11 protein-coding genes and 3 pseudogenes are annotated in these 23,190 nt (G+C 60.2%); 4 read left to right on the top strand and 10 right to left on the bottom strand.

Annotated elements, in window-relative coordinates:
* Nucleotides 1-22: 22 nt before the first annotated feature.
* The 5 genes from EJA05_RS12185 to EJA05_RS12160 all read right to left on the bottom strand — a co-directional run bounded on the left by EJA05_RS12185 (nucleotide 23) and on the right by EJA05_RS12160 (nucleotide 6,421).
* Nucleotides 23-1,558, bottom strand: a complete 1,536-nt coding sequence (locus tag EJA05_RS12185) for a DHA2 family efflux MFS transporter permease subunit (RefSeq protein WP_125858416.1) — start codon at nucleotides 1,556-1,558, stop codon at nucleotides 23-25.
* Nucleotides 1,555-2,748 carry an HlyD family secretion protein gene (locus tag EJA05_RS12180; protein ID WP_125858415.1) on the bottom strand — a complete coding sequence of 398 codons (1,194 nt, stop codon included), beginning with the start codon at nucleotides 2,746-2,748 and terminating at the stop codon, nucleotides 1,555-1,557. The genes EJA05_RS12185 and EJA05_RS12180 overlap by 4 nt, the downstream gene beginning before the upstream one ends.
* A gap of 30 nt (nucleotides 2,749-2,778) precedes the next feature.
* Nucleotides 2,779-3,252 carry a MarR family winged helix-turn-helix transcriptional regulator gene (locus EJA05_RS12175; RefSeq protein ID WP_125463822.1) on the bottom strand — a complete coding sequence of 158 codons (474 nt, stop codon included), beginning with the start codon at nucleotides 3,250-3,252 and terminating at the stop codon, nucleotides 2,779-2,781.
* A gap of 1,127 nt (nucleotides 3,253-4,379) precedes the next feature.
* Nucleotides 4,380-5,003 (bottom strand): response regulator transcription factor, encoded by a 624-nt coding sequence (locus EJA05_RS12165; protein WP_125858414.1) that lies wholly within the window; start codon nucleotides 5,001-5,003, stop codon nucleotides 4,380-4,382.
* Nucleotides 5,004-5,014: 11 nt separating this feature from the next.
* The gene (locus EJA05_RS12160) at nucleotides 5,015-6,421 is read right to left on the bottom strand and encodes a sensor histidine kinase (RefSeq protein WP_125858413.1); all 1,407 of its coding nucleotides are present in this window, start codon (nucleotides 6,419-6,421) and stop codon (nucleotides 5,015-5,017) included.
* A 183-nt stretch (nucleotides 6,422-6,604) separates the two neighbouring features.
* Between EJA05_RS12160 and EJA05_RS12155 the strand changes: the two genes are divergently transcribed.
* Both EJA05_RS12155 and EJA05_RS12150 read left to right on the top strand, forming a co-directional pair.
* Nucleotides 6,605-8,227, top strand: a complete 1,623-nt coding sequence (locus EJA05_RS12155) for an acyl-CoA synthetase (protein ID WP_125858412.1) — start codon at nucleotides 6,605-6,607, stop codon at nucleotides 8,225-8,227.
* A 148-nt stretch (nucleotides 8,228-8,375) separates the two neighbouring features.
* Nucleotides 8,376-10,145 carry an acyl-CoA dehydrogenase C-terminal domain-containing protein gene (locus tag EJA05_RS12150; protein ID WP_125858411.1) on the top strand — a complete coding sequence of 590 codons (1,770 nt, stop codon included), beginning with the start codon at nucleotides 8,376-8,378 and terminating at the stop codon, nucleotides 10,143-10,145.
* Nucleotides 10,146-10,267: 122 nt separating this feature from the next.
* Here EJA05_RS12150 and EJA05_RS12145 read toward each other — a convergent pair.
* Nucleotides 10,268-10,627 (bottom strand): annotated as a pseudogene (locus EJA05_RS12145) (MarR family winged helix-turn-helix transcriptional regulator); the annotation flags it as partial.
* On the opposite strand from EJA05_RS12145, the pseudogene EJA05_RS12140 reads away from it, so the two are divergent.
* Nucleotides 10,606-10,893: pseudogene (locus EJA05_RS12140) on the top strand (NUDIX domain-containing protein); the annotation flags it as partial. The pseudogenes EJA05_RS12145 and EJA05_RS12140 overlap by 22 nt on opposite strands.
* On the opposite strand, the gene EJA05_RS12135 reads toward EJA05_RS12140, so the two are convergent.
* Nucleotides 10,890-11,746, bottom strand: a protein-coding gene (locus EJA05_RS12135; RefSeq protein ID WP_190305981.1) for an IS5 family transposase whose coding sequence is annotated in 2 segments (ribosomal slippage) — nucleotides 10,890-11,398 and nucleotides 11,398-11,746 — 858 coding nt in all. Because the reading frame shifts where the segments join, the coding sequence is not laid out codon by codon here. The pseudogene EJA05_RS12140 and the gene EJA05_RS12135 overlap by 4 nt on opposite strands.
* Nucleotides 11,747-11,842: 96 nt before the next feature.
* On the opposite strand from EJA05_RS12135, the pseudogene EJA05_RS12130 reads away from it, so the two are divergent.
* Nucleotides 11,843-11,929 (top strand): annotated as a pseudogene (locus EJA05_RS12130) (NUDIX hydrolase); the annotation flags it as partial.
* Nucleotides 11,930-12,032: 103 nt separating this feature from the next.
* Here EJA05_RS12130 and EJA05_RS12125 read toward each other — a convergent pair.
* Genes EJA05_RS12125 through EJA05_RS12115 form a run of 3 tightly spaced genes read right to left on the bottom strand, consistent with a single transcriptional unit; the run spans nucleotide 12,033 to nucleotide 22,937 of the window.
* Nucleotides 12,033-17,255, bottom strand: a complete 5,223-nt coding sequence (locus EJA05_RS12125) for an RHS repeat domain-containing protein (protein ID WP_125858410.1) — start codon at nucleotides 17,253-17,255, stop codon at nucleotides 12,033-12,035.
* Nucleotides 17,252-19,108, bottom strand: coding sequence for a hypothetical protein (locus EJA05_RS12120; RefSeq protein ID WP_125858409.1), 1,857 nt, complete (start codon nucleotides 19,106-19,108; stop codon nucleotides 17,252-17,254). The genes EJA05_RS12125 and EJA05_RS12120 overlap by 4 nt, the downstream gene beginning before the upstream one ends.
* Nucleotides 19,059-22,937, bottom strand: a complete 3,879-nt coding sequence (locus tag EJA05_RS12115) for a hypothetical protein (RefSeq protein ID WP_125858408.1) — start codon at nucleotides 22,935-22,937, stop codon at nucleotides 19,059-19,061. Before EJA05_RS12115 ends, EJA05_RS12120 begins: the two co-directional genes overlap by 50 nt.
* Between the last annotated feature and the right edge of the window lie 253 nt (nucleotides 22,938-23,190).

Genomic DNA, 23,190 nt, shown 5'->3' with positions numbered 1-23,190 from the left:
CCCTTGCCCCGGCCCTGGCGGCTCAATGCCCCGCCGACGCCGGCCCAGCCTTGGCGGTGAAGGGTGGCTTGGCCAGCCACACCAGCAGGATCAAGCCGGCGAACACCCAGGTCAGCAAGGTGAAGTAGTCCACCGTCGACATCATGTAGGCCTGGCCGTTGAGCATCTGCTCCAGCTGCGCATAGCTCTGCGGGCTGGCCCCGCCCAACTGCTCGAGGGTGTGGCGGGTGGCCGGGTCGAAGGTACTGAGGTGTTCGCTCAGGTAGGCGTGGTGCTGGTCGGCGCGGCGGATCCAGATCCAGGTCGTCAGCGACGCGGCAAAACTGCCGCCCAGGGTGCGCAGAAACGTGGCCAGGCCTGAGCCATCGGCGATCTGATGCGGCGGCAGGTCCGACAGCAGGATGCTCAAGGTCGGCATGAAGAACAGCGCCACGCCGATGCCCATGAACAACTGCACCAGGGCGATATGGGTGAAATCCACTTCGTTGGTAAAGCCGGCGCGCATGTAGCAACTGGTGCCGATGGCCAGGAAGGCGATGCCGGCCAGCAGACGCAGGTCGAAGCGGTGCGCGTACTTGCCCACGAAGGGCGACATGAGCACCGGCAGCAAGCCGATCGGCGCCACCGCCAGGCCCGCCCAGGTGGCGGTATAGCCCATCTGCGTCTGCAGCCACTGCGGCAGGATCAGGTTGATGCCGAAAAAGGCCGAATAGCCGCCCACCAGCACGATGGTGCCGATGCGGAAGTTGCGGTGCACGAACAGCCGCAGGTTGACCACCGGGTGACGGTCGGTGAGCTCCCAGATGATGAAGATCGCCAGGAACACCACCGATATCAGCGTGCCGATGACGATGAACGAGGACTCGAACCAGTCCAGGTCATTGCCCTTGTCCAGCACCACCTGCAACGCGCCAACCCCGACGATCAGGGTCAGCAGGCCGATGTAGTCCATCGGCTGGCGGCTGGTGACCACCGGCCGCGCGCGCATCTGCTGGCGCACCACTGCGGCGGCGAACAGGCCGATCGGGACGTTGATGAAGAAGATCCAGGGCCAGCTGTAGCTGTCGGTGATCCAGCCGCCGAGTATCGGCCCGGCTATCGGCGCCACCACCGTGACCATCGCCAGCAGCGCCAGGGCCATGCCGCGCTTGGCCGGCGGGTAAACGGCAATCAGCAAGGTCTGGGTCATCGGGTACAAGGGCCCGGCGACCACGCCCTGCAACACGCGGAACCCGACCAGCTCGGGCATCGACTGGGCGACGCCGCAGAGGAACGATGCCAGCACGAACAGCAAGGTGGCCCAGATGAACAGCTTGACCTCACCGAAGCGCCGGCTCAGCCAGCCGGTGAGCGGCAAGGCGATGGCGTTGCTCACCGCGAACGAGGTGATCACCCAGGTGCCCTGCTCGTAACTCACGCCGAGGTTGCCGGAGATGGTCGGCAGCGCCACGTTGGCAATGGTGGTGTCGAGCACCTGCATGAAGGTCGCCAGCGACAGGCCGATGGTGGTCAGCAGCAGGCTCGGCGGGGTGAACTGCGCGGGGGCTGCCTGGCTCATCGCTGCGCTGTCTTGCCGCTGGCGCTGTTGTCGTGGATCAACCGGGCGATCAGGTTGTCGGCCTCAGCCAACTGGCGGTCATACACCTGGGTGCTGTAGCTGGCCTGCTGCGGTGGCTGCTGGGCCAGGGCCGGGCCGCTCTGGTCGTGCAGGTCGACTTCCACGACCGTGGACAAGCCGATGCGCAGCGGGTGGTCTTTCAACTGCTCGGGGTTCAGGTGGATACGTACCGGCACCCGCTGGACGATCTTGATCCAGTTGCCGGTGGCGTTCTGCGCTGGCAGCAGGGCGAAGGCGCTGCCGGTACCGGCGCCCAGGCTGTCGACGGTACCGCTGTACTTGACGTCGCTGCCGTACAGATCGGCAGTGATCTGCACCGGCTGACCGATGCGCATGTCGCGCAGTTGGGTTTCCTTGAAGTTGGCGTCGATCCACACCTCGTCCAGCGGGATCACCGCCATGGTCGCGGTGCCCGGCTGCAGGCGCTGGCCCAGTTGCACGGTGCGCTTGGCCACATGGCCGGTGACCGGCGCCACCAGGGTGGTGCGGGCGTGGTCGAGGTAGGCCTGGCGCAGATCGGCGGCGGCGGCCATGACTTCGGGGTGCGACGAGACCACGGTGTCGTCGACCAACGCCGTGCTGGTGTTGAGCTGCTGGCGCGCGCTGTTGACGGCAGCCTGGGCCACGGTCAGGTCGTCACGGGCATGGGCGATCTCTTCCTGGGCGATGGCGCCGCTGTCGGCCAGTACCTTGCGGCGGTTGTAGTTTTGCTGAGCCTTCTGCAACTCGGCCTGACGGGTTTCCACCTGCGCCTTGAGCGCGTCGACGTTGCTGTACAGGCCGCGCACCTGGCGCACGCTGCGCGCCAGTTTGGCCTCGGCGGACTGCAGGGCCACTTCGCTGTCGGCCGGGTCGAACTGCAGCAGTACTTGCCCTGCCTGCACCAGGTCGCCGTCATCGGCGCCGATGCTGGTGACGGTGCCGGTAACCAGGGGGGTGATTTCAACGACGTTGCCGCTTACATAGGCATCGTCGGTGCTTTCCTGCCAGCGCCCGACCAGGCTGTACCAGGCCCAGGTGGCGGCCCCGGCGAGGATCAGAAGCAGTAGCAGGCCGAGCAGCCAGGCCTTGCGTTTACGCGTGTTGTCGGGCGCGGCAGCTGGGGTGGAGGTGTCAGCGGGAGTGGCCATGACAATACCTTGGAGAATGCGTGACAGGGATCAACGATCGCCGAAGCGGCGGATCGTCAGGGGGTCGCCGGCGCTGAGCAGGACTTTGGCGAGCAGGCTTTCGAGGGTTTTCAGCTCCTCGGGCTGCAGCACGCCGACCAGTTCGTTCATCGCCGCCGCGCCGACCTGGGGCAGGCGGTCGGCCAGGCGTTGGCCGTCGGCGCTGAGTGCCAGGCGCACCTGGCGGCGGTCTTCGGGGCAGCGGTTGCGCAGGATCAGGCCTTTCTGCTCGAGGCGGTCGAGCATGCGGGTCATCGAGCCGCTGTCCAGGCCCAGGTAGCGGCACAGCTCGGCCGGGGTGTCGACCTGGTACTGGGTGACGATGATCAGCACCTTGAATTGTGCGGCGGTGACGCCGTGGGCTTCGAGGTGCCAGTCGAGGATGCGGTCTTTGAGGATCGCGGCGCGACCGAGCAGCATGCCGATGGCGCAGGTCTGGAAGTTTTCCGGGGTGAAATGGGACATCGGGGGTTGCTCGGGTAATTGTGTGTAAATATTACTGCCTAGGCAGGGAATGTCAAAGCATTGATTAGGGTGCTAAGTACAATTTCATTTTGGGGGTCGGGGTCGGGGTCGGGGTCGGGGTCGGGGTCGGGGTCGGGGTCGGGGTCGGGGTCGGGGTCGGGGTCGGGGTCGGATTTCAGGGTGGTGGTTTTGATAGATGTATGCGCATTCAGCGGCGATGGCGACTTTTAGTCACCTTTCCGCCCTTACGGCGGCCTACTTTGGTCTTGGCCAAAGTAGGCAAAGCCGCCCGCTCCCATCATACGGCCCCTGCGCTGCGCTCCGGGGTCCCCTCGCTCCGGTGCCTTCCGGGCCCGCGCGGCCTACGACTTGCTGCGCAAGTCTACATCTCGCGCCTTCGGCTTACGCCGAAGGGTGCTGCGCACCAGGGCCCTACAGTCACCTCCACTCGGCCTCCTGAAGTCGCAATTTGTGTTGCCTGGGCTATTGCGCGCTTAGAAGCAAAAGCAAAAACAGATCAAGAGCAGATCAAGAGCAGTAATACGGCTATCTAGGCTTGGCTGTTGTTTATGTGTTGTATGTTCGGGCCCTATCGCCGGCAAGCCGGCTCCCACAGGTACAGCGCAAGTTTGAAAGTTCGCTCTAACTTGTGGGAGCTGGCTTGCCAGCGATTGCAATCCTGAGTTCCCAGCCAATCCAACTAGCGGCAGCTAACGCCAGCCCAGGCGCCGCCCCTAACTTCGCGACTTCAGGAGGCTGAGCGTAGGCGTCTGGAGGGCCCTGGTGCGCAGCACCCTTCGGCGTTAGCCGAAGGCGCGAGATGTAGACTTGCGCAGCAAGTCGGAGGCCGCGCGGGCCCGGAGGACGCCGGAGCGAAGGGACCCCGAAGCGCAGCGTAGGGGCCGTATGATGGGAGCGAGCGGCTTTGCCTACTTTGGCCAAGACCAAAGTAGGCCGCCGTAAGGGCGGAAAGGTGACTAAGCGTCGACATCGCAAATGAATGCGCATACAACTTCCAAAACCAACAACCAACAACCAACAACCAATAATTAATGACTTTTAAGTGCATAGCCGAAGCTATAACTTGAAACTTGAAACTTGAAACTTGAAACCAACGACAGCCCAGTTCAAACCTCCCGTAACCCCAACGCCCCCACCACCCCACAAGCAATCGCCATCCCCACCAACTCCGCCAAACTCCCCGCCTGCATCCGCTTCATCACCCGCCCCCGATAAAGGTCAATGGTCTTGACACTGACCCCCAACCGCTCGGCAATCTCCCGATTCCCCAACCCCTGCACCAACGGAATGAACACATCCCGCTCCCGCGGCGTCAGGCTGTCGATCCGCCCCTGCACCTCCTCCACCGCCCCATTCCCCCCCTGGGCACGCCCAAGCGCCGCCTGCACACTGTCCAGCAGCAACTGATCGTTATACGGCTTCTCGATGAAATCACAGGCCCCCGCCTTGAACGCCCGCACCACGATCGGCACATCGGCATGCCCGCTGACAAAGATCAACGGCATGTCCACCCCCCGCTGCTGCAACGCCTGCTGCACCGCCAGCCCGCCCATCCCCGGCATGCGCACATCCAGCAACACACAAGCCGGGCCACTACCGTCGCAGGCCTCCAGAAACGCCTGGCCACTGGTAAACGGCAAAGCCTGCAAGCCCACCGACTCAAGCAACCACACCGTCGAATCGAGCATCCCCGGGTCGTCGTCCACCACATACACCTTCGCTTGCACCACCGCCCCCTCCTTCATGTCCGGTTCACCGCCAGCCGACAACACAACACCAACCCGCCACCCTCGCCCAGCCGTGCCCACAGACTGCCACCCAAGCCTTCGACAATGCTGCGGCTCATGCTCAACCCCAGGCCCAGGCCATCGGCCTTGCTGGTGGTGAACGGCGCAAAGATCGCCTCCAACTGCTCAGGCGCCACGCCAGGCCCCTGGTCGGCCACCTCCACCAGCAGCCCGTCATCCTGGCGCCAGGCGCCCAGCAGGATACGCGACGGTTGGCCTGCGTGTTGCTCACGGTTGGCGTCGATGGCATTGCGCAGCAGGTTGAGCAGCACCTGCTCCAGCAACACCCGATCGGCGTACACCGTCGGCAGCTGCGGCCCCAGCCGCTGTTCGATGCGAACCTGCGCAGCACCCGCTTCCCAGGCGCAAAGCCTGAGCACTTCCCCGGCAACCTGGGCGATATCCAGCGCCTGCAGCTGGCGCGGGCCCTTGCGCAGGAAGGCGCGCAGCCGGCGGATCACCTCGGCGGCATGGGTGGCCTGCTGGTTGATCCGTTGCAGGCCCTGGGCAACCCGCTCGCGGGCGTGCGGATCGTGCTCCAGATTGTTCAGGTAGCGCAGGCTGGCATTGCTGTAGTTGAGCACCGCGGCCAGCGGCTGGTTGATCTCGTGGGCGATGCCCGAAGCCAACTCGCCCAGCGTTGCGACCCGAGCGCTATGGGCCAGGTTTTCCTGAGCCTCGATGCGCAGGGTGATATCGCGGGACACGGCGACGATCTCTACCACCGCACCGGTATAGGTTTCGCGGATCGCCCGGCAGGCGATCTCGAACCAACGGTAACGGCCATCGGCATGGCGCACGCGGCAGGTCATGGTGTGGTAGCCGTCCGCCTCCAGCGCCGCACCGGCCTGCAACAGCGCCTGGCGGCGCTCGCGCGGGTGCAGCAGGCTGCGTGCCGGGTTGCCGCGTAATTGCTCCGGCCATACCCCGAGCAGGCGGAAGGCCGCAGGCGTGGCATCGAGAAAGCGCCCGTCCGGGCTGTGCCGGGAAATCAGGTCGGTGGTGTTCTCGGTGATCAGCCGGTACAGCCGTCGGGCCCGGCTGGCCTCGCGCTCACCCTGGCGCTCGCCGCTGGCATCGCGGCAGCGGGCCAGCACCTGTTGGCCTGCGTGATCGGGGATGAAGGTCCACAGCAAGATGCGCTCGCCTACCTGAGCCTCGACCTCGCTTATTGCCCGCCCCTGGCGCAGGCAGGCGCGCACCAGCGCGGCATGGTTGCCCGGTAGCCAACTGGCCAGCGGCGGCCCTTCGGCAATCAGTGCCTGCAAGGCGGCGTTGAGCTGCAAGGGGCCGGCATCGGCCGCCAGCAGCAGGCTCGGTTGCGGGTCCAGGGCGAGCAAGGGGGAGCAGTCAGGCTTCACGGGAAAAGGCTCTTGTTATAGTAGTTTTACTATATTGCTATAGTCGATCTTCCAGATACCATAGCGGCTCGCGTAAAAAAGCGACAGGGAGGCACGCCCCTCCCACACCCTGATCAGAGCTAACAATCAGCCACCGGGGGTCTAGCGCACGGAGTGCGCCTGCCTCCCCTACAGGAACCGCGCATGTCGATCTTCTCCCAGGGCCTGATGCCCGCACCTGTCAACCACGTCGCCCTCACCCCGCTGAGCTTCATCGAACGCACCGCCGCGGTATATGGCCAGTACCCGGCCGTGATCCATGGTGCCATCCGCCGTGACTGGCGCGAAACCTATGCCCGCTGCCGACGCCTGGCCAGCGCCCTGCAAGGCCGTGGCGTCGGCCGTGGCGACACGGTGGCGGTGATGCTGCCGAATATCCCGGCCATGCTCGAAGCGCACTTCGGCGTACCGATGATCGGCGCGGTGCTCAACACCCTCAACGTGCGCCTGGACGCCGAGGCCATCGCCTTCATGCTGCGCCATGGCGAGGCCAAGGTGCTGATCGGCGACCGCGAGTTCCACGGCGTGATCCGCGTTGCCCTGGCCCTGCTCGAACACCCGCCGCTGGTGATCGACGTGGACGACCCGGAATACGGCGAGGGCCAGCCGGTCAGCGACCTGGACTACGAGGCCCTGCTCGCCGAGGGCGACCCGGACTTCGCCTGGGAGTGGCCGGAGGACGAATGGCAGGCGATCTCGCTCAACTACACCTCCGGCACCACCGGTAACCCCAAGGGCGTGGTCTATCACCACCGCGGCGCCTACCTCAACGCCTTGGGCAACCAGATGACCTGGGCCATGGGCCACCGCCCGGTGTACCTGTGGACCCTGCCGATGTTCCACTGCAACGGCTGGTGCTACCCCTGGACCGTCACCGCGCTGGCCGGCACTCACGTGTTCCTGCGCCGGGTCGACCCGCAGAAGATCCTCACGCTGATCCGCGAACACCGGGTCAGCCACCTGTGCGGCGCGCCGATCGTGCTCAACGCCCTGGTCAACATGCCCGACGCCGCCAAGGCCGCCATCGAACACCCGGTGCAGGCGATGGTCGCCGGCGCCGCACCGCCGGCCAAGGTGATCGGTGCGGTGGAAGAAATGGGCATCCACATCACCCACACCTACGGCCTGACCGAGGTCTACGGCCCAGTGACCGTGTGTGCCTGGCATGAGGAGTGGGACGCGCTGACCCTGGATGAACGGGCGCGGATCAAGTCGCGCCAGGGCGTGCGCTACCCGACCCTGGACGGCCTGATGGTCGCCGACCCGCAAACCCTCGAACCGGTACCGCGCGACGGCAATACCCTGGGTGAGATCTTCATGCGCGGCAACACCGTGATGAAGGGCTACCTGAAGAACCCTGAGGCCACCGCCGAGGCCTTCCGCGGCGGCTGGTTCCACACCGGCGACCTGGCGGTGTGGCGTGCCGACGGCTACGTCGAGATCAAGGACCGGCTCAAGGACATCATCATTTCCGGCGGCGAGAACATCTCCACCATCGAGGTCGAGGACGCCCTGTACCGCCACCCGGCCGTGCTCGAAGCCGCCGTGGTGGCGCGCCCTGACGAAAAATGGGGCGAGACGCCTTGCGCCTTCGTCACCCTCAAGACCGGCCACGGCGGTACCCGCGAAAGCGAAATCGTCGCCTGGTGCCGCGAGCATCTGGCCGGGTTCAAGGTGCCGAAGACCGTGGTGTTCGGCGAATTACCCAAGACCAGCACCGGCAAGATCCAGAAGTACGTACTGCGCGACCGCGCCCGGGCGCTCTGAACCCACCGAATCCTGGGGCTGCTGCGCAGCCCTTTCGCGACACAAGGCCGCTCCTGCAAAAAACCGCGCACTGCCTGTAGGAGCGGCCTTGTGTCGCGAAAGGGGCGCACAGCGCCCCCATGCGCCTTACCTTAAGATGAGCCTTGCCATGACCGACTACTCCGCCCCTCTGCGCGACATGCACTTCGTCCTCCACGAGGTGTTCCAAGGCCCTGCCCTGTGGACACGCCTTCCCGCCCTGGCCGAGCGGCTCGATGCCGACACCGCCGACGCCATCCTCGAAGAAGCCGCCCGCCTCACCAGCCAGCTGATCGCCCCGCTCAGCCGTAACGGCGACGAACAGGGCGTGCAGTTCGCCAACGGCGAAGTGCGCACCCCGGACGGTTTCCGGGAAGCCTGGCGCACCTACCGCGAGGGCGGCTGGGTCGGCCTGGGCGGTAACCCCGAGCACGGCGGCATGGGTATGCCGAAAATGCTCGGGGTGCTGTTCGAAGAGATGCTGTACGCCGCCGACAGCAGCTTCAGCCTGTATTCCGCGCTCACCGCCGGCAGTTGCCTGGCCATCGACGCCCACGCCAGCGAACAGCTCAAGGCCACTTACCTGCCAGCGCTGTACCAAGGCCGCTGGGCCGGCACCATGTGCCTGACCGAGCCCCACGCCGGCACCGACCTGGGGCTGATCCGCACTCGCGCCGAACCCCAGGCCGATGGCAGCTATCAACTGAGCGGCAGCAAGATCTTCATCACCGGTGGCGAACAGGACCTCACCGAGAACATCGTCCACCTGGTGCTGGCGCGCCTGCCCGACGCACCGGCCGGCGCCAAGGGCATCTCGCTGTTCCTGGTGCCGAAATACCGGGTCGCAGCCGATGGCAGCCTGGGCGCGCGCAACGGCGCCCACTGCGGGTCGATCGAACACAAGATGGGCATCAAGGCCTCGGCCACCTGCGTGATGAACTTCGACCAGGCCGAGGGTTATCTGGTTGGCGAGGCGAACAAAGGCCTGGCGGCGATGTTCACCATGATGAACTACGAGCGGCTGTCCATCGGCCTGCAGGGCATCGGTTGCGCCGAGGCCTCGTACCAGGCTGCCGCACGTTACGCCAACGAGCGCCTGCAAAGCCGCGCAGCCACAGGCAGCGACGCCCCCGCGCGCAGCGCCGACCCGATCATCGTGCACGGCGATGTGCGGCGCATGCTGCTGACCATGCGCACCCTTACCGAGGGTGGCCGCGCCTTCGCCGTGTACGTCGGGCAACAGCTGGACATCGCCCGTTACGCCGAGGATGCCGGCGAGCGCGAGCGTGCCCAGCGCCAGGTGGCCCTGCTGACGCCAGTGGCCAAGGCATTCTTCACCGACAACGGCCTGGAAAGCTGTGTGCTGGGCCAGCAGGTGTTTGGCGGCCACGGCTACATCCGCGAATGGGGCCAGGAGCAGCGCGTGCGCGACGTGCGCATCGCACAAATCTATGAGGGCACCAACGGTATCCAGGCCCTCGACCTGCTCGGGCGCAAGGTACTGGGCGAGGGTGGCCAGGCTCTGGCTGGCCTGGTGGCCGAGATCCGCGCCTTTTGCGTGGACGCCGCGCTGCATCGCGAGGCGCTGCTGGAGGCGCTGGTGCGCCTGGAGCGCGTCAGCCAGTGGCTGCAGGCGCAGGCCCGCACGGATGCCAACCTGGTCAGCGCCTCGGCGGTGGAATACCTGCACCTGTTCGGTTTGACCGCCTATGCCTATATGTGGGCGCGCATGGCTAACGTGGCACAGGCCCGGCAGGCGCAGGACCCGGCCTTCCATGGCGCCAAGCTCGACTGCGCGGCGTTCTACTTCCAGCGCGTGTTGCCACGTGGCCTGGCCCTGGAAGCCAGCATTCGAGCCGGCAGCGCCAGCCTGTATGGGATGGCTGCAGAGCAGTTCTGAAACCTCGGCCCATCGCGGATCTGCCCCGCGATGGGCTGAAAGCAGATACGAGCCATGCGCAACTAATCGGAGATTTCCTACAATTGATAGTCATTCGTCATTAATACGGTCTCGCAAGCCCTAATCGCCGCCGCGCCGACCAGGGGCAGGCGGTCGACCAGGCTTTGGCCATAGGCACTGAGTGCCAGGCGCACCTGGCGGCGTTCTTCGGGACAGCGATTGCACAAGATCAGGTCCTTCTGCTTGAGGCGGTCGAGCATGCGGGTCATCGAGCCACTGTCCAGGCCCAGCTAGCGGCACAGCTCGGCCGGGCAGTTGACCTGGTACTGGGTGACAATGATCAGAACCTTGAACTGTGCGGCGGTGACGCCGTGGGCTTCAAGGTGCCAGTCGAGGATGCGGTCCTTCAGGATTGCAGCGCGGCCGAGCAGCAGGCCGGTAACGCAGGTGTGGAAATTTTCCGCGGCCGGGGACTTGGACACTGCCGGCCGGGTCCATGGAGGCCGGCGAGACCACCGAGCAGACTGCGTTGCGCTAGGTGTGGGAAGAGAGTGGCGTGCGCACCGAGATCGTCTCGCCCTACTCGATCTTCAGCGTGACGCAGATCAGCGAGGCGTAGATCATCTTTCGGGCCATTACGACTGAAAAGACCGGGGAGTATGGGCCTGAGACCCTGGCCTACAAGTTTTTCGAGCCTGAGGAGATTCCGTGGGATGAAATCTACTACCCGGCGATTCGGCAGATCTAGGCTCTGTCTGAAAAAAGCCGTCGCATACACCGCATGACGCAAGCCAGCGAGACCATTGCGGCATAACTTTTTGCGAGCTTGTCGAAGCGCGTGACGATTCGGCGGTTCTCTTTTAGCCAGCCGAACATGCGTTCGATGATGTTGCGCTGTCGATATTTGGGGCGATCAAACAGTCTCGGCAAGCCGGGTTTGGGCTTGCGTTTCATTGAGCGCAGCGGAATGACCGGCTGCATCCGATATCGATCGCAGTAACGGCGCAAGGCCTCGGCGTCGTAGCCTTTGTCAGCCAGCAACCATTTGCATCGTTTGCGTGGACGACCACGCTGGTTTGTCGGGATGCTGACATCATCAAGCAACGGCTGGGCATAGCTGATGTCGCTGGCTTGGCCGCCAGAGAGAAGGAAGCGCAACGGTATCCCGTTGGCGTCGCAGAGCATATGGATTTTGGTTGTCAGGCCGCCGCGACTGCGGCCTAGAGCGTGATCGGCAGGCTCGTCAGGCCCCCTTTTTTCCGCGCTCCAGATGAAGCACGGGTTGCTCGAACAGCGGTCGAATCGATCATCCAGGTGTGGGGATCGATCAAGCCTTTGTCATTGAGTCTGAGGTGCAATCGTCTGAGCATCTGATCGAATGTTCCGCGGTTTCGCCAGAGTCGGAAGCGGTGATAGACCGTTGCCCAAGACCCGAAGCGCTCGGGCATATCTCGCCAGGCTGCTCCTGAGCAGAGCACCCAGAGCACACCATCGAGCATCAAACGATCACTGCTGCGGGGCCTGCCCCTGACGTGGGCCGCCGTAAAGAGGTCGGCGACCACTGCCCACGCTTCATCCGAGAGTTCATAACGCTTTGCCATCACAGAATTCCTTTCCGTAGATGGCCGGCGACTGTACAGAACCCAGGCTGTTCCGAGGCCACATTTCAGTTTCTTGGGATTTCAGACAGAGCCTAGGAGCGGTACATTCTTGAGCGTCAGGCGGGGGTGTATGGCATCTATATGGGTAATGATGATAGCGGTAAGGTGCATTTCATTCGCTAATGCGGTGTTTCAGTAGTACCTCTGAAACACCGCATTAGAAAATCATAATCTGGACACGCCAGCGCCCTCGTCAACTCGATCTACAGCGTACGCTTGAGTAGCCTTACAGTAGGCGCATCCACTGCTTCAGATCTTGATGCGACTGTGGTTTCGCCCGATTTTTCGGAAAAAACCATTGCGGGTCATAGGCCACAGAGTGCAATTGAGGATTAGCCTTCAACTTGGCACTTCGCAGATACAGCGTATCCCTAAAGTTGTCAGTAACAAAGTAAACCACCTCTTTCATCTCTGTCCAGCCCGGCGCACCTGGGGTCATCCCACTATTCACCCCTTTAAAGGTATGCTGAACCGTATCATCCAGAGTATCCACCGAGTATAACGTCGTCAGTGGTTCCACATACCCTTTGACCGGGGAGCCGGCAAGCACGGACATCTCTTGGGCAAACGAGTGCTGTCCCCCTGCCGCGCCATGGCACATATTTAACTGAATGACATCTACTGATTTAAAATCGATCAATTGCCTACCGTTTCTGTCTGTCAACGCGGACAGCTCCGAGTACATTTTGTCAGCCCCCCAGTAGCTTTTGTTAGGTGCTCCCGGATAGGCGGGAATCTGTACAACAGCTTGAGAGGTTGGAACGGGACCATTTATATGCTGCGGCCTTGCACCATGAAACATCAGCTTCAGCCGTTTCAGCGGATGTCTGAAACTAAACGCAGTGTTTGACGACGCCATCAATACTCGTCCCTGCGCTGTCAGCGCACTGGCGCTCAAGGTGGCATCGGAAATAGAGTTTGCATACAGCAACATTTTTTCCGGTAACTCTTTTAGCACGCTTGCAATCTCACCCTTACTGGCCTTCAAGCGCTGCAGCAAAGGTCCAACTTTGTCTTGTTCAAGTTTCTGCGCCAGGCTCAGGCTTTTCTTGAGAGCGATCCGTGCCCCATGCTCCTTATCAATGAGTAACGTGCACTCTTTAATTACGAAAGCGTTTTCACTTTTCGGGCTCAGCACGCTTCGACTTTTGAGGGCGTCGTAACCATTCGGCTTCAAATTCTGCTTTTTGAAAAAAGCCAGCAACTGCTGTCTTTTTAAAGGCTCGCCTGTATTTTGTTTCCTGAACGAATCCAGTAATGCGGTCCAGTCGTCGTATTTTTTGTCCCAGGGCGCAAGGTCTAATAATTGTGTTTGCAAGGCATTCTCGCACTGTTGCAGGCTGACACTAAGTGATGCCATTTCATTCCCGATGGCCTGAATATCCACTTGAGCATCTTTTGCCCGCTTCACAGCAGCATTAAAGTCGGTCAGCGCACCGCTCCCGGTATTGATGGTACTAGGCAGAATACTTTCAGCATCCGTTACGATGCCTGCGAGCGATGATTTCGCTTTCTGCACCTCAAGTATGTTGTGCTGAAGCGCCGGCTTGACATTGTAGAGGTCATGTGCTACCCAGATCTTGGCGGTGCAGTCAGGGTTGCTGCTGTAGTAAACCGAAAAGGGAGAATCAATTGCGCCACCCCAAGTGATCATTGACCGATTCAGATGGGAGGAAGCACCTACAGGGCTTACTGCCCGTTGCGGCATGATAGTGGCCTGGAGTTTAACTCCCCCAGAAAGCTTGCTGAGCAGTTTGAGGCTTGCAACCTTCACATAATTACGTAAAGACCGACCTGACCTAGCTGCTTGCATGCCCCACTTGCCAATCTTCGCTGCTGCTTTGGCTCCTCCTGTGAGAATCGTATCTGCGAAGCCCACTATGACGGACGCCAAGTCGAGCTTGTTAGATAACACTGGATTGCTATGCCGCGTTGCCATTGCAGCGGCACTCAAAGCAGTGGCCGCCATCGCGACCGCCAGTATCAACGCCCCAGCGGCCCCAGCGGTCACGACCGCCGCCGCAACGGCCAAGATAAACAGATAACCCAACACCAAGTATTCCCACCATGGCGTCGGCTCATGGTGCGGTGGCGTGGTATCACGAATCATCTCGTCCAACGATGCGAGGCTTTCAGACTGCTCACGGCGATTGATCATGATATGCCCGCTGGGGTCGTGCCAGTTCACCGGGTCCCGGCCGGCGCAATAAGCCCGATCGTTCAGTCCACCCTCACCAAACGGGCTGAGGCTGTCACTCTGATAGAACGCCTGGTGTTGTGGGTCGTATACTCGATAGCCATTGCCCAGGTGATAATGGCCGGTCACTGGGTCAACGCGTTGAGCGTTGTAGCTTAGTCCGCTGTTCATTGCAGTGAGACGTCGTAAAGGTGCCTCCCCCCATGGGGTAAACCCGATGGACTGACTCTGCCACTGCCCCGTGCCGTCAATCACGTACTCTTCTCCCCCACTGCCCTGAGGGTCCGCCAGAACGAAGTACAAGCGTGTGGTATCGCCTTCCTCCCCCTGATCGGTGTGATAGACCGCCAGCCCGGCCTCTTCGTCCAACACTCGATGCTTGAGCATTACGCCTTCAGCACTCAGCCATTGCTCACCACACAGCCGGTCCTGGTCATACTCGAACACATGGCGCTGCTTGAGGCTTTCGTTCCACTGCGTTGCAAGGCGCCCTAGCTCATCATATTCATAGGAGGTAATGAGCTGGTCACCATCCTTGATCGATTGCAGTTGGCCATCATAGGTATATGTCAACGACTGTCCCTGGGCATTGCTCACCAGGCTGCCATTGACATCAGTATCAAGTTCGACAGCATTCCCCCCCTTGCTACCTGGGACCACCAAGGTGGTACTCGTACGCCGTGTCGGTTGTGTCGCGTCACTATAGGCATAGGTACGCGTCTCGCACGCGTCATCGTCAAACGTCGTGATGCAGCTCAGTACATTTCCTAACTCATCGTAGGTATAAGCCTGCGCCTTGAGTGCCTTACCATTCGCGTCTTCGATGGCGAAACCGTCGGCAGCCACGACACTCCACGTCTCAAGTTCATTACGAAACTTGCAATAGGTAAACGTCTCGGTGCGCGTCGGCTGATCCTCGCCATTGCGGTACCAGGTTTTTTCCAGCAGTTGCCCTATAGCAGACCAGCTTTGCTGGTACCGACTCATGAGCACCCCATCCAAACGATAAGTTCGCTGAATTTCCCGGCCAAAGCTGTCATAGGTCATGCGTAGCGACAAGGTGCGTCCACTGCGCAGCTCCTGTAGGACTAGTTGCTCGATTTCCCCTTGGGCGCCATAAAGGTATCGGTATTCCAACCCTCCCCGGCGTATGCGGTTACGGCGCTGCTGCCCATCTTGCCAAGCCCGGTGGGTGACGCCGCTGGCATGGCGCCCAACTCCACCGCCACTGCGCAGTGATCGCTGGCTATGCTGCAGCTGGCGCATGCCACGCACATAGCGCGTCGACAAGTACCGCCCCAACAGCTGCGGTGCCGTGCTTTCACAGTGAATGCGCGCTTGCGCTGACAAGGCCTGTTCAGGTCGTTCGCTGTACAGGCCCTGGGTGACTTCGTTATAGGTGAACGAAGCTACCAGCCGCTTAGGCACCTTGACGCCACTCTCGGCGAAATCGGTGTACCAGCTCAATGTGTTGCCATCGTCGCTGAGCTCGTTCCAGATGCGAGTATCATCCGGGCGCCGGACTCGCTTGCCGTCAAGAGAGTGCTTGAGGGGCGACTCGGCAGTTCCAACCGTGCGAGCGATCATTTCTTCACCCTGGTTGACAGCCGTGCCCAGTACCTGGCCACCTTTTCCCTTTGCAGTAAGGGTGATCTTCACAGGCGTCGTCCCAAACCCTTCATACGACCACTCCAACACGCTCTCATCCGGAGTGACGATTTTCACCCTCCTGCCTAATTCATCATGGTCGCAAGTCCAATTGCGTTTGATCGACTGCCCATTGACCTGATGCTGCTCAACTACCTGGGTCAGTTGCCCCTGGGCATCGAAACGCTGGACCCACGACAACCCGGTCTCTTCCAGGGCCTTGGTCGTGGCGTTCCAGCGCTCATTCAGACAGGTCCGAGTGACTTTCCCGTCACGCAAATTCTCCTGTCTTAACGTGAGTCGGCGCAGCGGGCCTTGCACCAGGGTGCCCGTCATGGTTTTGGTGGTCAGGGCTTCACCACCTTGGCTGACCTGCGCCGATATCCGTTCTTGCGCTTGCCAGAACCAGTCACGCTGGTTTTCCGACAAGGCCACACCTTCGTTGCGCAAGCACAAACCACCAGGTAGGTAGTCATAGGTACACCGGTGAGCTATCCCACCATTGGTGTCGTAAGCAATTTCTTCCAGGCAGATGTAGTTGGCATCATCATGATTATCGCCCGCGATTCGTTGCAGCTCGCGGCGTACCGGCCGCTGCAAGCCATCGAGCAGAGTGCGCCCGCAACGCCCATCCGGCCCCTGCACACGTACCCAGGTGCCGTCTCCAGTGTCGATCCACTCCAAATGCTCGGCTGTCAGGGCATTATCGTCACGGCTACCCTTGATGAAGTCCGCTTCATCCCAAGCATAACAACGGCTACCAAGCGAACGATCGCGAACATCGTATCGCGGGGACAGCATGACTTTGGGCCGCCCAAGCTCATCCTGCTGGGTTTCCAGCAACACGCGGCCGCTGCGCGCCGAACGCAGTTGTTGCGCCAGGATGGCGGTTAAGGTGAGCTCACCCAGCTGCAACGGCGCGGTGCTTTTCGTGAGCAACGTACCGTTCGTAGTGTCGACCTTGGTCGTCTGAGTCAGAGTCCGTTCTTGACGGGTGGCGTTGTTTTTGTACCAGCGCGTCGAGGTCGTCACTGTCTTGATCTCGTCCGCACTTCGCGTGTTGATTAATTGCAGCAGGTCCACAACGAGCCCTTCGCGCCCTTCAGCCATTTCCACTGTCCAAGGGGAGACAGTTGTGTCCACCGCTACGCCCTCGAGTTTCAGCACTGTGTCTGGAATCAGCACACCGCTGGCGTTCTTGCTGCCTTGGGCATAGCCGTACAGAGTCAACAACATGACCGAGCGCTTGCTTTCGTCTGGAAACTGCTGGTACTCACATTGGGCCATCAATGGCGGCAGTGTGCTGTCAGGGATATTCGGGCAGGACAGTGCCATTGCATCCAGCAGCTTGGTGCCGGTTGGACCTTGCAACTTGAAGTCTTTCAGCAAGGTAGTCAGCAGCGGTAGCTGGTCGCTGCGGTCGGTTTTGGCCTTGGTGGGCACCTGGTAGTAGTCCAGGTAGGTGGTCTGGCCATCATCTTCCGTCAACTGGGTAAGCAGCCCCGAGCGCTGGTCGTAGACCGAACATGTGGTCTGCGTCAGTTTTTTTAGCGGGCTAGACGTTGCACTGGGCTCGGAAGCAGTGGAGGTGCTGTCTTGGCTCATGGCTGATTCTCCGCTGTAGAAGGCTCGACTGGGGCAATAGGTGCCGGACGCAAGTCTTCTGTGATGACGGTCGTCCTGATCGGTTGAGTAGCCAGGCGAAACTTCACGGTCTCGTCGGTGCTGGCGATGCTGTCGGGGTAGGTATGGGTCGTCGTCTCGCGCATAACGCCAGGTGTTTCCTCGACAATCTCCGTTTCCACACTGAAGCCATTCTTCAGCGTCCAGGTGCGGCGGGTGAAAGGCCCGGTCAGGCCGCTGCCGTTGTCGAGCATCTCGGTGGCGACGATGCGATCGCCCTCTTGCATCGCCAGGTTGTCCAACCCCTCGAACTGCCAGCGATGGCTGATGGTCTGCTGCCCGGCACCCGGCACCAGGGTGTGCTGGATGACCCGCGACAGTGGGATGAGGCTGTTGCCGATCTCCCAATGCTTCCAGGCGGGGGCATAGCTCACGTGCTCCAGCGAGCCGTCTTCTTCCTCGATGGAACAGAGCACCCGATCCAGCACCGGCTCCCCCTCATAGCCGAACTTCACGACCTGAACCGGGGTGGTCTGGTCCTTGCCGGTGCGGGTGAGCTGGGTGAGCAGGCAATCCTTGATCAACAGCTTGACGCTGTACGCTTCCTCACTGTTCGGCCAGACCGTGAACGTAGTGACGTACTCCCCTTGGGCCACCGGTTCGGCATGCTCGCCGCTTAGCAGTGTTGTCTCGCCATCGCGGATGGTCAGCAGGCTGACGTGGCCTTTCTTGCCCTCCCAGGCCAGGGACAGCTCGCCCCCCTGGGGTGAGGTGATACTGTTCGGGACCAGCACGAATGCCTTGCGCACCATATCCTTGCGCATCGGCTCGATAGCCTCGAGCTTTTTACGAATGGCGTCTTTCTGCTCGCTGGTCAGTTCCGGCTGCGTGGGCGTCATGAGGAGCCCGAGGCCACCGCCAGAAATCAACCCGCCAGCCTGGGCATACACGTTCCCCCCCTCCTTGAGCCATTTCTCAAGGTTCTCTTTGAGTTTGTCGAGCTTGACGACCAACGCCTTCTTGTATTGTTCATTTGCCTCTAGGCCATCATGCTTGCATGGCTTGGCCAATCGCTCCTTGCGACCGGAAGGGTAAATCACGGTCAACCCGGTCAAGTCATTGAAGTCGCCGCTGGCCCCCGTCAGGCAGACACCGTTGATCATCAAGCGCTTCTTACCGGTCGCCTTGATGATGTGCTCGGCCGTCAGCGTGATCGTCTGGCCGGTGCTGAGCGTCAAACGGTGCTGGCGATTGTCGTAGGCGGAAAAACGGAAGGCCCAGCCATCGCCCAGTGCACTTTCGTTGGCCCGGGCGGCGCTGTAGTGCAGGGTCAGGTCGAGCTCTGGGCCGTTGCCACTCAAGCCGCGGATCACACCTACGGGGTAGTGGGCGTGGAACAGGCCAGTTCGGGGATCGACGCCGTTTTCACTTGCGCCGGTGATGTCGTAAATCTCCGAGGCGATTGTGTTGGCGTAGTCGGCGCAGAGGGTGTCTGAAGGGATGAAGGCTTTTCCGTTGATGGGCGGATTAATGCAAAGCGCACTGGCGACCCGCATCGAGCCGCGCTCGTAACAGATAGAACTTATCCCGGCTTCGTCAACATAGCTAGCACTGGCAAGGGGAAATCGATAATCAATCTCCAATCCGTCAGGCAAGTACAAATTGATACCACCACTGTGCCTGTGCTTCCCCTGAATCACATAATTCAATGGCGTCGCACTGATGCCCGGCACAGCAAGGTCGGACGCATAGAAGATAAACTTAATAGATTTAGCCAATGCCTTTTCACTTAAGCGCAGAAATACATAACCCTGAGATGTGGAATGTCGAAGCATTTCGGCTCTCACAGCGTTCGCCCCCCCCTGCCCTCATCGCACGCATCACTTCCGGTCTGGCCAGCACCTCTTCAACCCCTCCTTCTAATTTTGACGGATCTGCAGACTTTTCCTCTTCTACACGCAATGCCTCTAGCGATATCTTGATCGCCTTTTCAAATTCGAGCTTAGAATCATAGACGAAAGCCGAAAGCGATTGTGAACGAAAAATCAGAGAGCCCACCCATAGAGCTGAGCTCCTAGAGTGCTCGCCACCTCTTTCGAAAATCTTGTACACCATAGTTGCAAAAAAAATAAAATCACCGACACCAGCATCATCGCGAACATTGACAAACGCTTTATCAAAGACGGAAAATGCATCCAAAAGCCTGACAGCAAGTGGATCACCACTCGCCGCTGCAGTGATAACATCAGCACGCGCAACAGCTGCCGCACTTTTAAAGTAGGTACGAACCAACGCTTTCGCCTTTTGAACAAACATATCTTCGCTATCTTCGCTATCCTCGCTATCTTCGCTATCTTCGCTATCCTCGCTATCCTCGCTATCCTCGCTATCTTCGCTATCTTCGCTATCCTCGCTATCCTCGCTATCCTCGCTATCTTCGCTATCTTCGCTATCTTCGCTATCTTCGCTATCTTCGCTATCTTCGCTATCCTCGCTATCTTCGCTATCTTCGCTATCTTCGCTATCTTCGCCCACACCCTCGTTAGAATCAGACCCTAGATCATCGTAGAATTCTATACACTCAGATTCAATAAAATCCTCAAATCTCTGTACGACTACAGGTATTGATGTACGATCAGAAATCACTCCCCCATAGAATATTTGACGAATTTCATTCGTCCCCCCAAAAACATACAGCTCGTCCCCAGGGTCAGGGGAGTCAGAAAAAAAGACAGCAGCCTCAACAATCGAACCAATAAATTTAATTAACTTACGCCCATCCCCAACAGCATCAAAATTCCTGTGGCCCGCTTTTTTAAGACCACCTTCAATTATACTCTCCGCACGCCGCTGTGTCCAAACACGAGCCGCAAGCGAAAGTAAATACTTAATACAAGACACCAAATCTTCTGACCCAGCAGAAAGTAACGCCAAAGCCTTTAACGCATTTAACTCCTCATGCAACGCGCCAAGGAAATTCTCCTTATCAAGCACCTTGCCAAAATTAAGCCTGATAGCATCATGCTTCTCCGACTCACCATACCCCTCCAGCAGCTGCAAAAATTCCAGCCACTGAACAGCTCTAAGGACATATAGCTCTGCCAAACTAAAAGACTCAATTTGAAGAACCATAGCCCCGTCTGAGCAACTAACAGCTTCAGCCCAACTGGATAAGGGTAGCCGAATGCACCAAGAATCTTTCCTAGGCAACAAAACATCAGAGCGAGAAAGTCGTGACGCCAAGAGCGCGCTTACGTTGGCAGACTGTAAAGCTTCTTGAGGACCAAGATAGTTAGGTGATTCAGAATTAATCCAGTAGCTATTCGAGAAGCCGCTTTTGCTTTCTTTCTCTAATGCTTCCTGGCGTAATGATTTCGGGCGTTTTCCCCCTCGCGAATAAGCAATATCATCATGAAGACTAACAACATCGGCGGTTGACAATACATCTCCACCCCATGCAAAGAGTTTCGCGCTGCCCGATCCGCCTTTCCGTGCATCGACATATGTGTACGCCTCATCGATCACCAGGCTGTCGCGCAAAGAAGTGAGGTACTTCCCTATACGAGGCGGCGCCCCCTTCACTTCCACCTCCGGGACCAGAAGCCCGACCGTAAGCAAGCACTCAAGATCCTGCGGCAACCACAGCGTCCACTCGGTCAGATCGTCATTCACGTCTTTGAGGGTCGCGCCCTGCGCCGACGCTTGCCCCCACCCGATCAATGCCACCTCTCTATCACCGCTTGACCTCAAGCATTCGTCCAGCCCATGGGCCCATGCGGCCAGGCTCGAAACAGCATCTGCCTGGGGCCTGAATGACCAGGAAGCAACATCATGCCCAGTCCAACGGTCAACCAGCGCAAGCCTCAAGCCATCCGGATAATCGGCATACACCGCCCCCAGTGTCAGAGACTCACCCGCCGGTGTTTCGAGGGCTTTTTCATAGTCGCCGGCTAGTCCAGGCACACCGAGCACCACCACCCGAACGGGCAGCGACACTACCCACAACGCCCAGTCCGTTGCCGACCCAGCGGCACTGTCGACCGACCCTCGCCCGGCCAATCGCAGATAGCTCCCCAGTGTCGAGTCCTTCAATGCCTTGCCCATCGCCGCCAGGCATGCCGCAGCATCGGCCTCGCCTTCTGCAACCTTGTAACTGAACGGCGAACCCGGCAACTGCGCACCGGAGTAACGGTCGTACAGCATCAGTTGCACCGTCGCCCCCACTACCGGCACGAACGCCTCCACCACGCGGTGCCTGCGCCAACCGATGCGGTCTACCTCCACCGACAAATCGGAACATTGCGGCACCCACAGTGCATTGCCGCTTTTGGCTGGCGCTATGCACGGTTTTTCATCCGCCCGCACACCCGCCCGCAACATTCCGTAGGCGGCATTGATGGCAGTGCAAAGCGCTTTCGACCATACGCCCGAAGCACATTCAGCCTCGCTGACCGGGGTGAACAGATGGGTTTCGTACAGATGCAGCGTAGTGCGGTCGCGAACCTGGACAACCACACTTTCCCCCTCGGGCAGGGCCATGTCCGGCAGGCGCCCGGCGATCGCCAGATTGGTCTGGAATGGTGCGTTGGTGAACAACCGATGATCATTGCCGTAACACCAGAGCCGGTTCAGGAGCCGGTTCAGGGCACTTTTCTCTACCGCCGACTTTGATGCGACTGCCGCGGTCGATGGGCTATCGGTATAGCCTACCGTCAGTGCACCTGTTTCGCTCAAACGACCGCCGAGCAACAATTTGCCGCCTTCGCTCGCAGCAGGCGCGGCATTGACCGCCTTGAGGAATTCGACCGGCCATTGCGCCATGGCCTTGTTGGTCTTGTTGGCGGTCAGGGCAACGGCTTTGGCGATACCCCCGTCCTGCGTGCGCACCACCCAGGCCTGGACCTTTTCACCAACCTCCAGATCACGATCGGCCAGCAGAAAGCCTGGGCTACGCCATACGTGTACCCCTGCCCCGATCGTATCCGTCTCAAAGCCCGTCATGTCCGGCAACTTGTCGTTGTCGTCCTCGCTGCCAATGTCCACGAAATCGGCTAGCGGGCCGTCGGAATAGGTGTTCCACGGCTCCTCCGGGGTGCCCTCAGGTTCGGAAGGTTCTCGCGTTACCGAGTCATCCGCAGTGGCTGCCAGCGCAGCCTCCAGTAGGTAAATGTCACCGATGTAACGGGTATAATCATACTGCCCGTCATAGGTACTCCACTTACCAAGCGGGTCATACTTTCCTTTGATAGCGTCATAAGTGCTTCTGCCTTTCGCATCCACCGCGAATTGGATCTTGGGGTACTCGGCGTGGGCTTTAAAGGTGGGCACCCCGTATAAGAAGGCTGCCTTCTGTGGCCCTAGGTAGCCCCCTGGCAAGTATGCGAGTACCAGACCACTGGCCGGCGAAAGGCTCTGCCATTGCTCAGGTTTCAGCAGAACAGCCCCATCGTCGATCAGTTGCTCAAGCGCAGCAGAGGCCTCGGCCATTTTCCGCTCGAGTTCAGGTACCGACTTGATACCCGCAAGGGCGATGTTTTGTACCTGAGCCACCTTGATCTGCAACTGGTCGTCCCATGCGACAACATAGGTGCCGATGATGCCGTCCACCGTGAGCGGCTCATCCGAATGAAAGTGGTTTTGAAAGTCTGCGGCGGTGTAGGCCATTGTCTTGCCCCTGCTCGCTATCGGATGGCTACATTCGATCCCGACGCGTCCAAGACGGCAACTGACAAAAATGCCAGGTCGCCGTTGGCAATGGATATGCATGGCCTGGAGAGGCCACTGAACGGTGAAAGCGAAGCCCCAGCCACGAAGGGCACACTCAAGGCCGCTTTGAACAGCGTTACGCAAGCAATGCAAACCTGCATTCGGGCCCGTAGCGTCAGCCTCTATCCGTCAGTAATCGAGCCATTCTGAA

The sequence above is a fragment of the Pseudomonas oryziphila genome (assembly GCF_003940825.1).
GTDB lineage: Bacteria > Pseudomonadota > Gammaproteobacteria > Pseudomonadales > Pseudomonadaceae > Aquipseudomonas > Aquipseudomonas sichuanensis.
The sequence above is the reverse complement of the archived record's forward strand: the minus strand, read 5'-3'. Positions and strand labels throughout refer to the sequence as shown.

Excerpts from the sequence above, each read along its gene's own strand:
- EJA05_RS12125 (WP_125858410.1), bottom strand. The coding sequence starts at position 17,255 with ATGAGCCAAGACAGCACCTCCACTGCTTCCGAGCCCAGTGCAACGTCT.
- EJA05_RS12180 (WP_125858415.1), bottom strand. The coding sequence starts at position 2,748 with ATGGCCACTCCCGCTGACACCTCCACCCCAGCTGCCGCGCCCGACAAC.
- EJA05_RS12120 (WP_125858409.1), bottom strand. The coding sequence starts at position 19,108 with ATGCTTCGACATTCCACATCTCAGGGTTATGTATTTCTGCGCTTAAGT.
- EJA05_RS12150 (WP_125858411.1), top strand. The coding sequence starts at position 8,376 with ATGACCGACTACTCCGCCCCTCTGCGCGACATGCACTTCGTCCTCCAC.
- EJA05_RS12155 (WP_125858412.1), top strand. The coding sequence starts at position 6,605 with ATGTCGATCTTCTCCCAGGGCCTGATGCCCGCACCTGTCAACCACGTC.
- EJA05_RS12185 (WP_125858416.1), bottom strand. The coding sequence starts at position 1,558 with ATGAGCCAGGCAGCCCCCGCGCAGTTCACCCCGCCGAGCCTGCTGCTG.
- EJA05_RS12175 (WP_125463822.1), bottom strand. The coding sequence starts at position 3,252 with ATGTCCCATTTCACCCCGGAAAACTTCCAGACCTGCGCCATCGGCATG.
- EJA05_RS12115 (WP_125858408.1), bottom strand. The coding sequence starts at position 22,937 with ATGGCCTACACCGCCGCAGACTTTCAAAACCACTTTCATTCGGATGAG.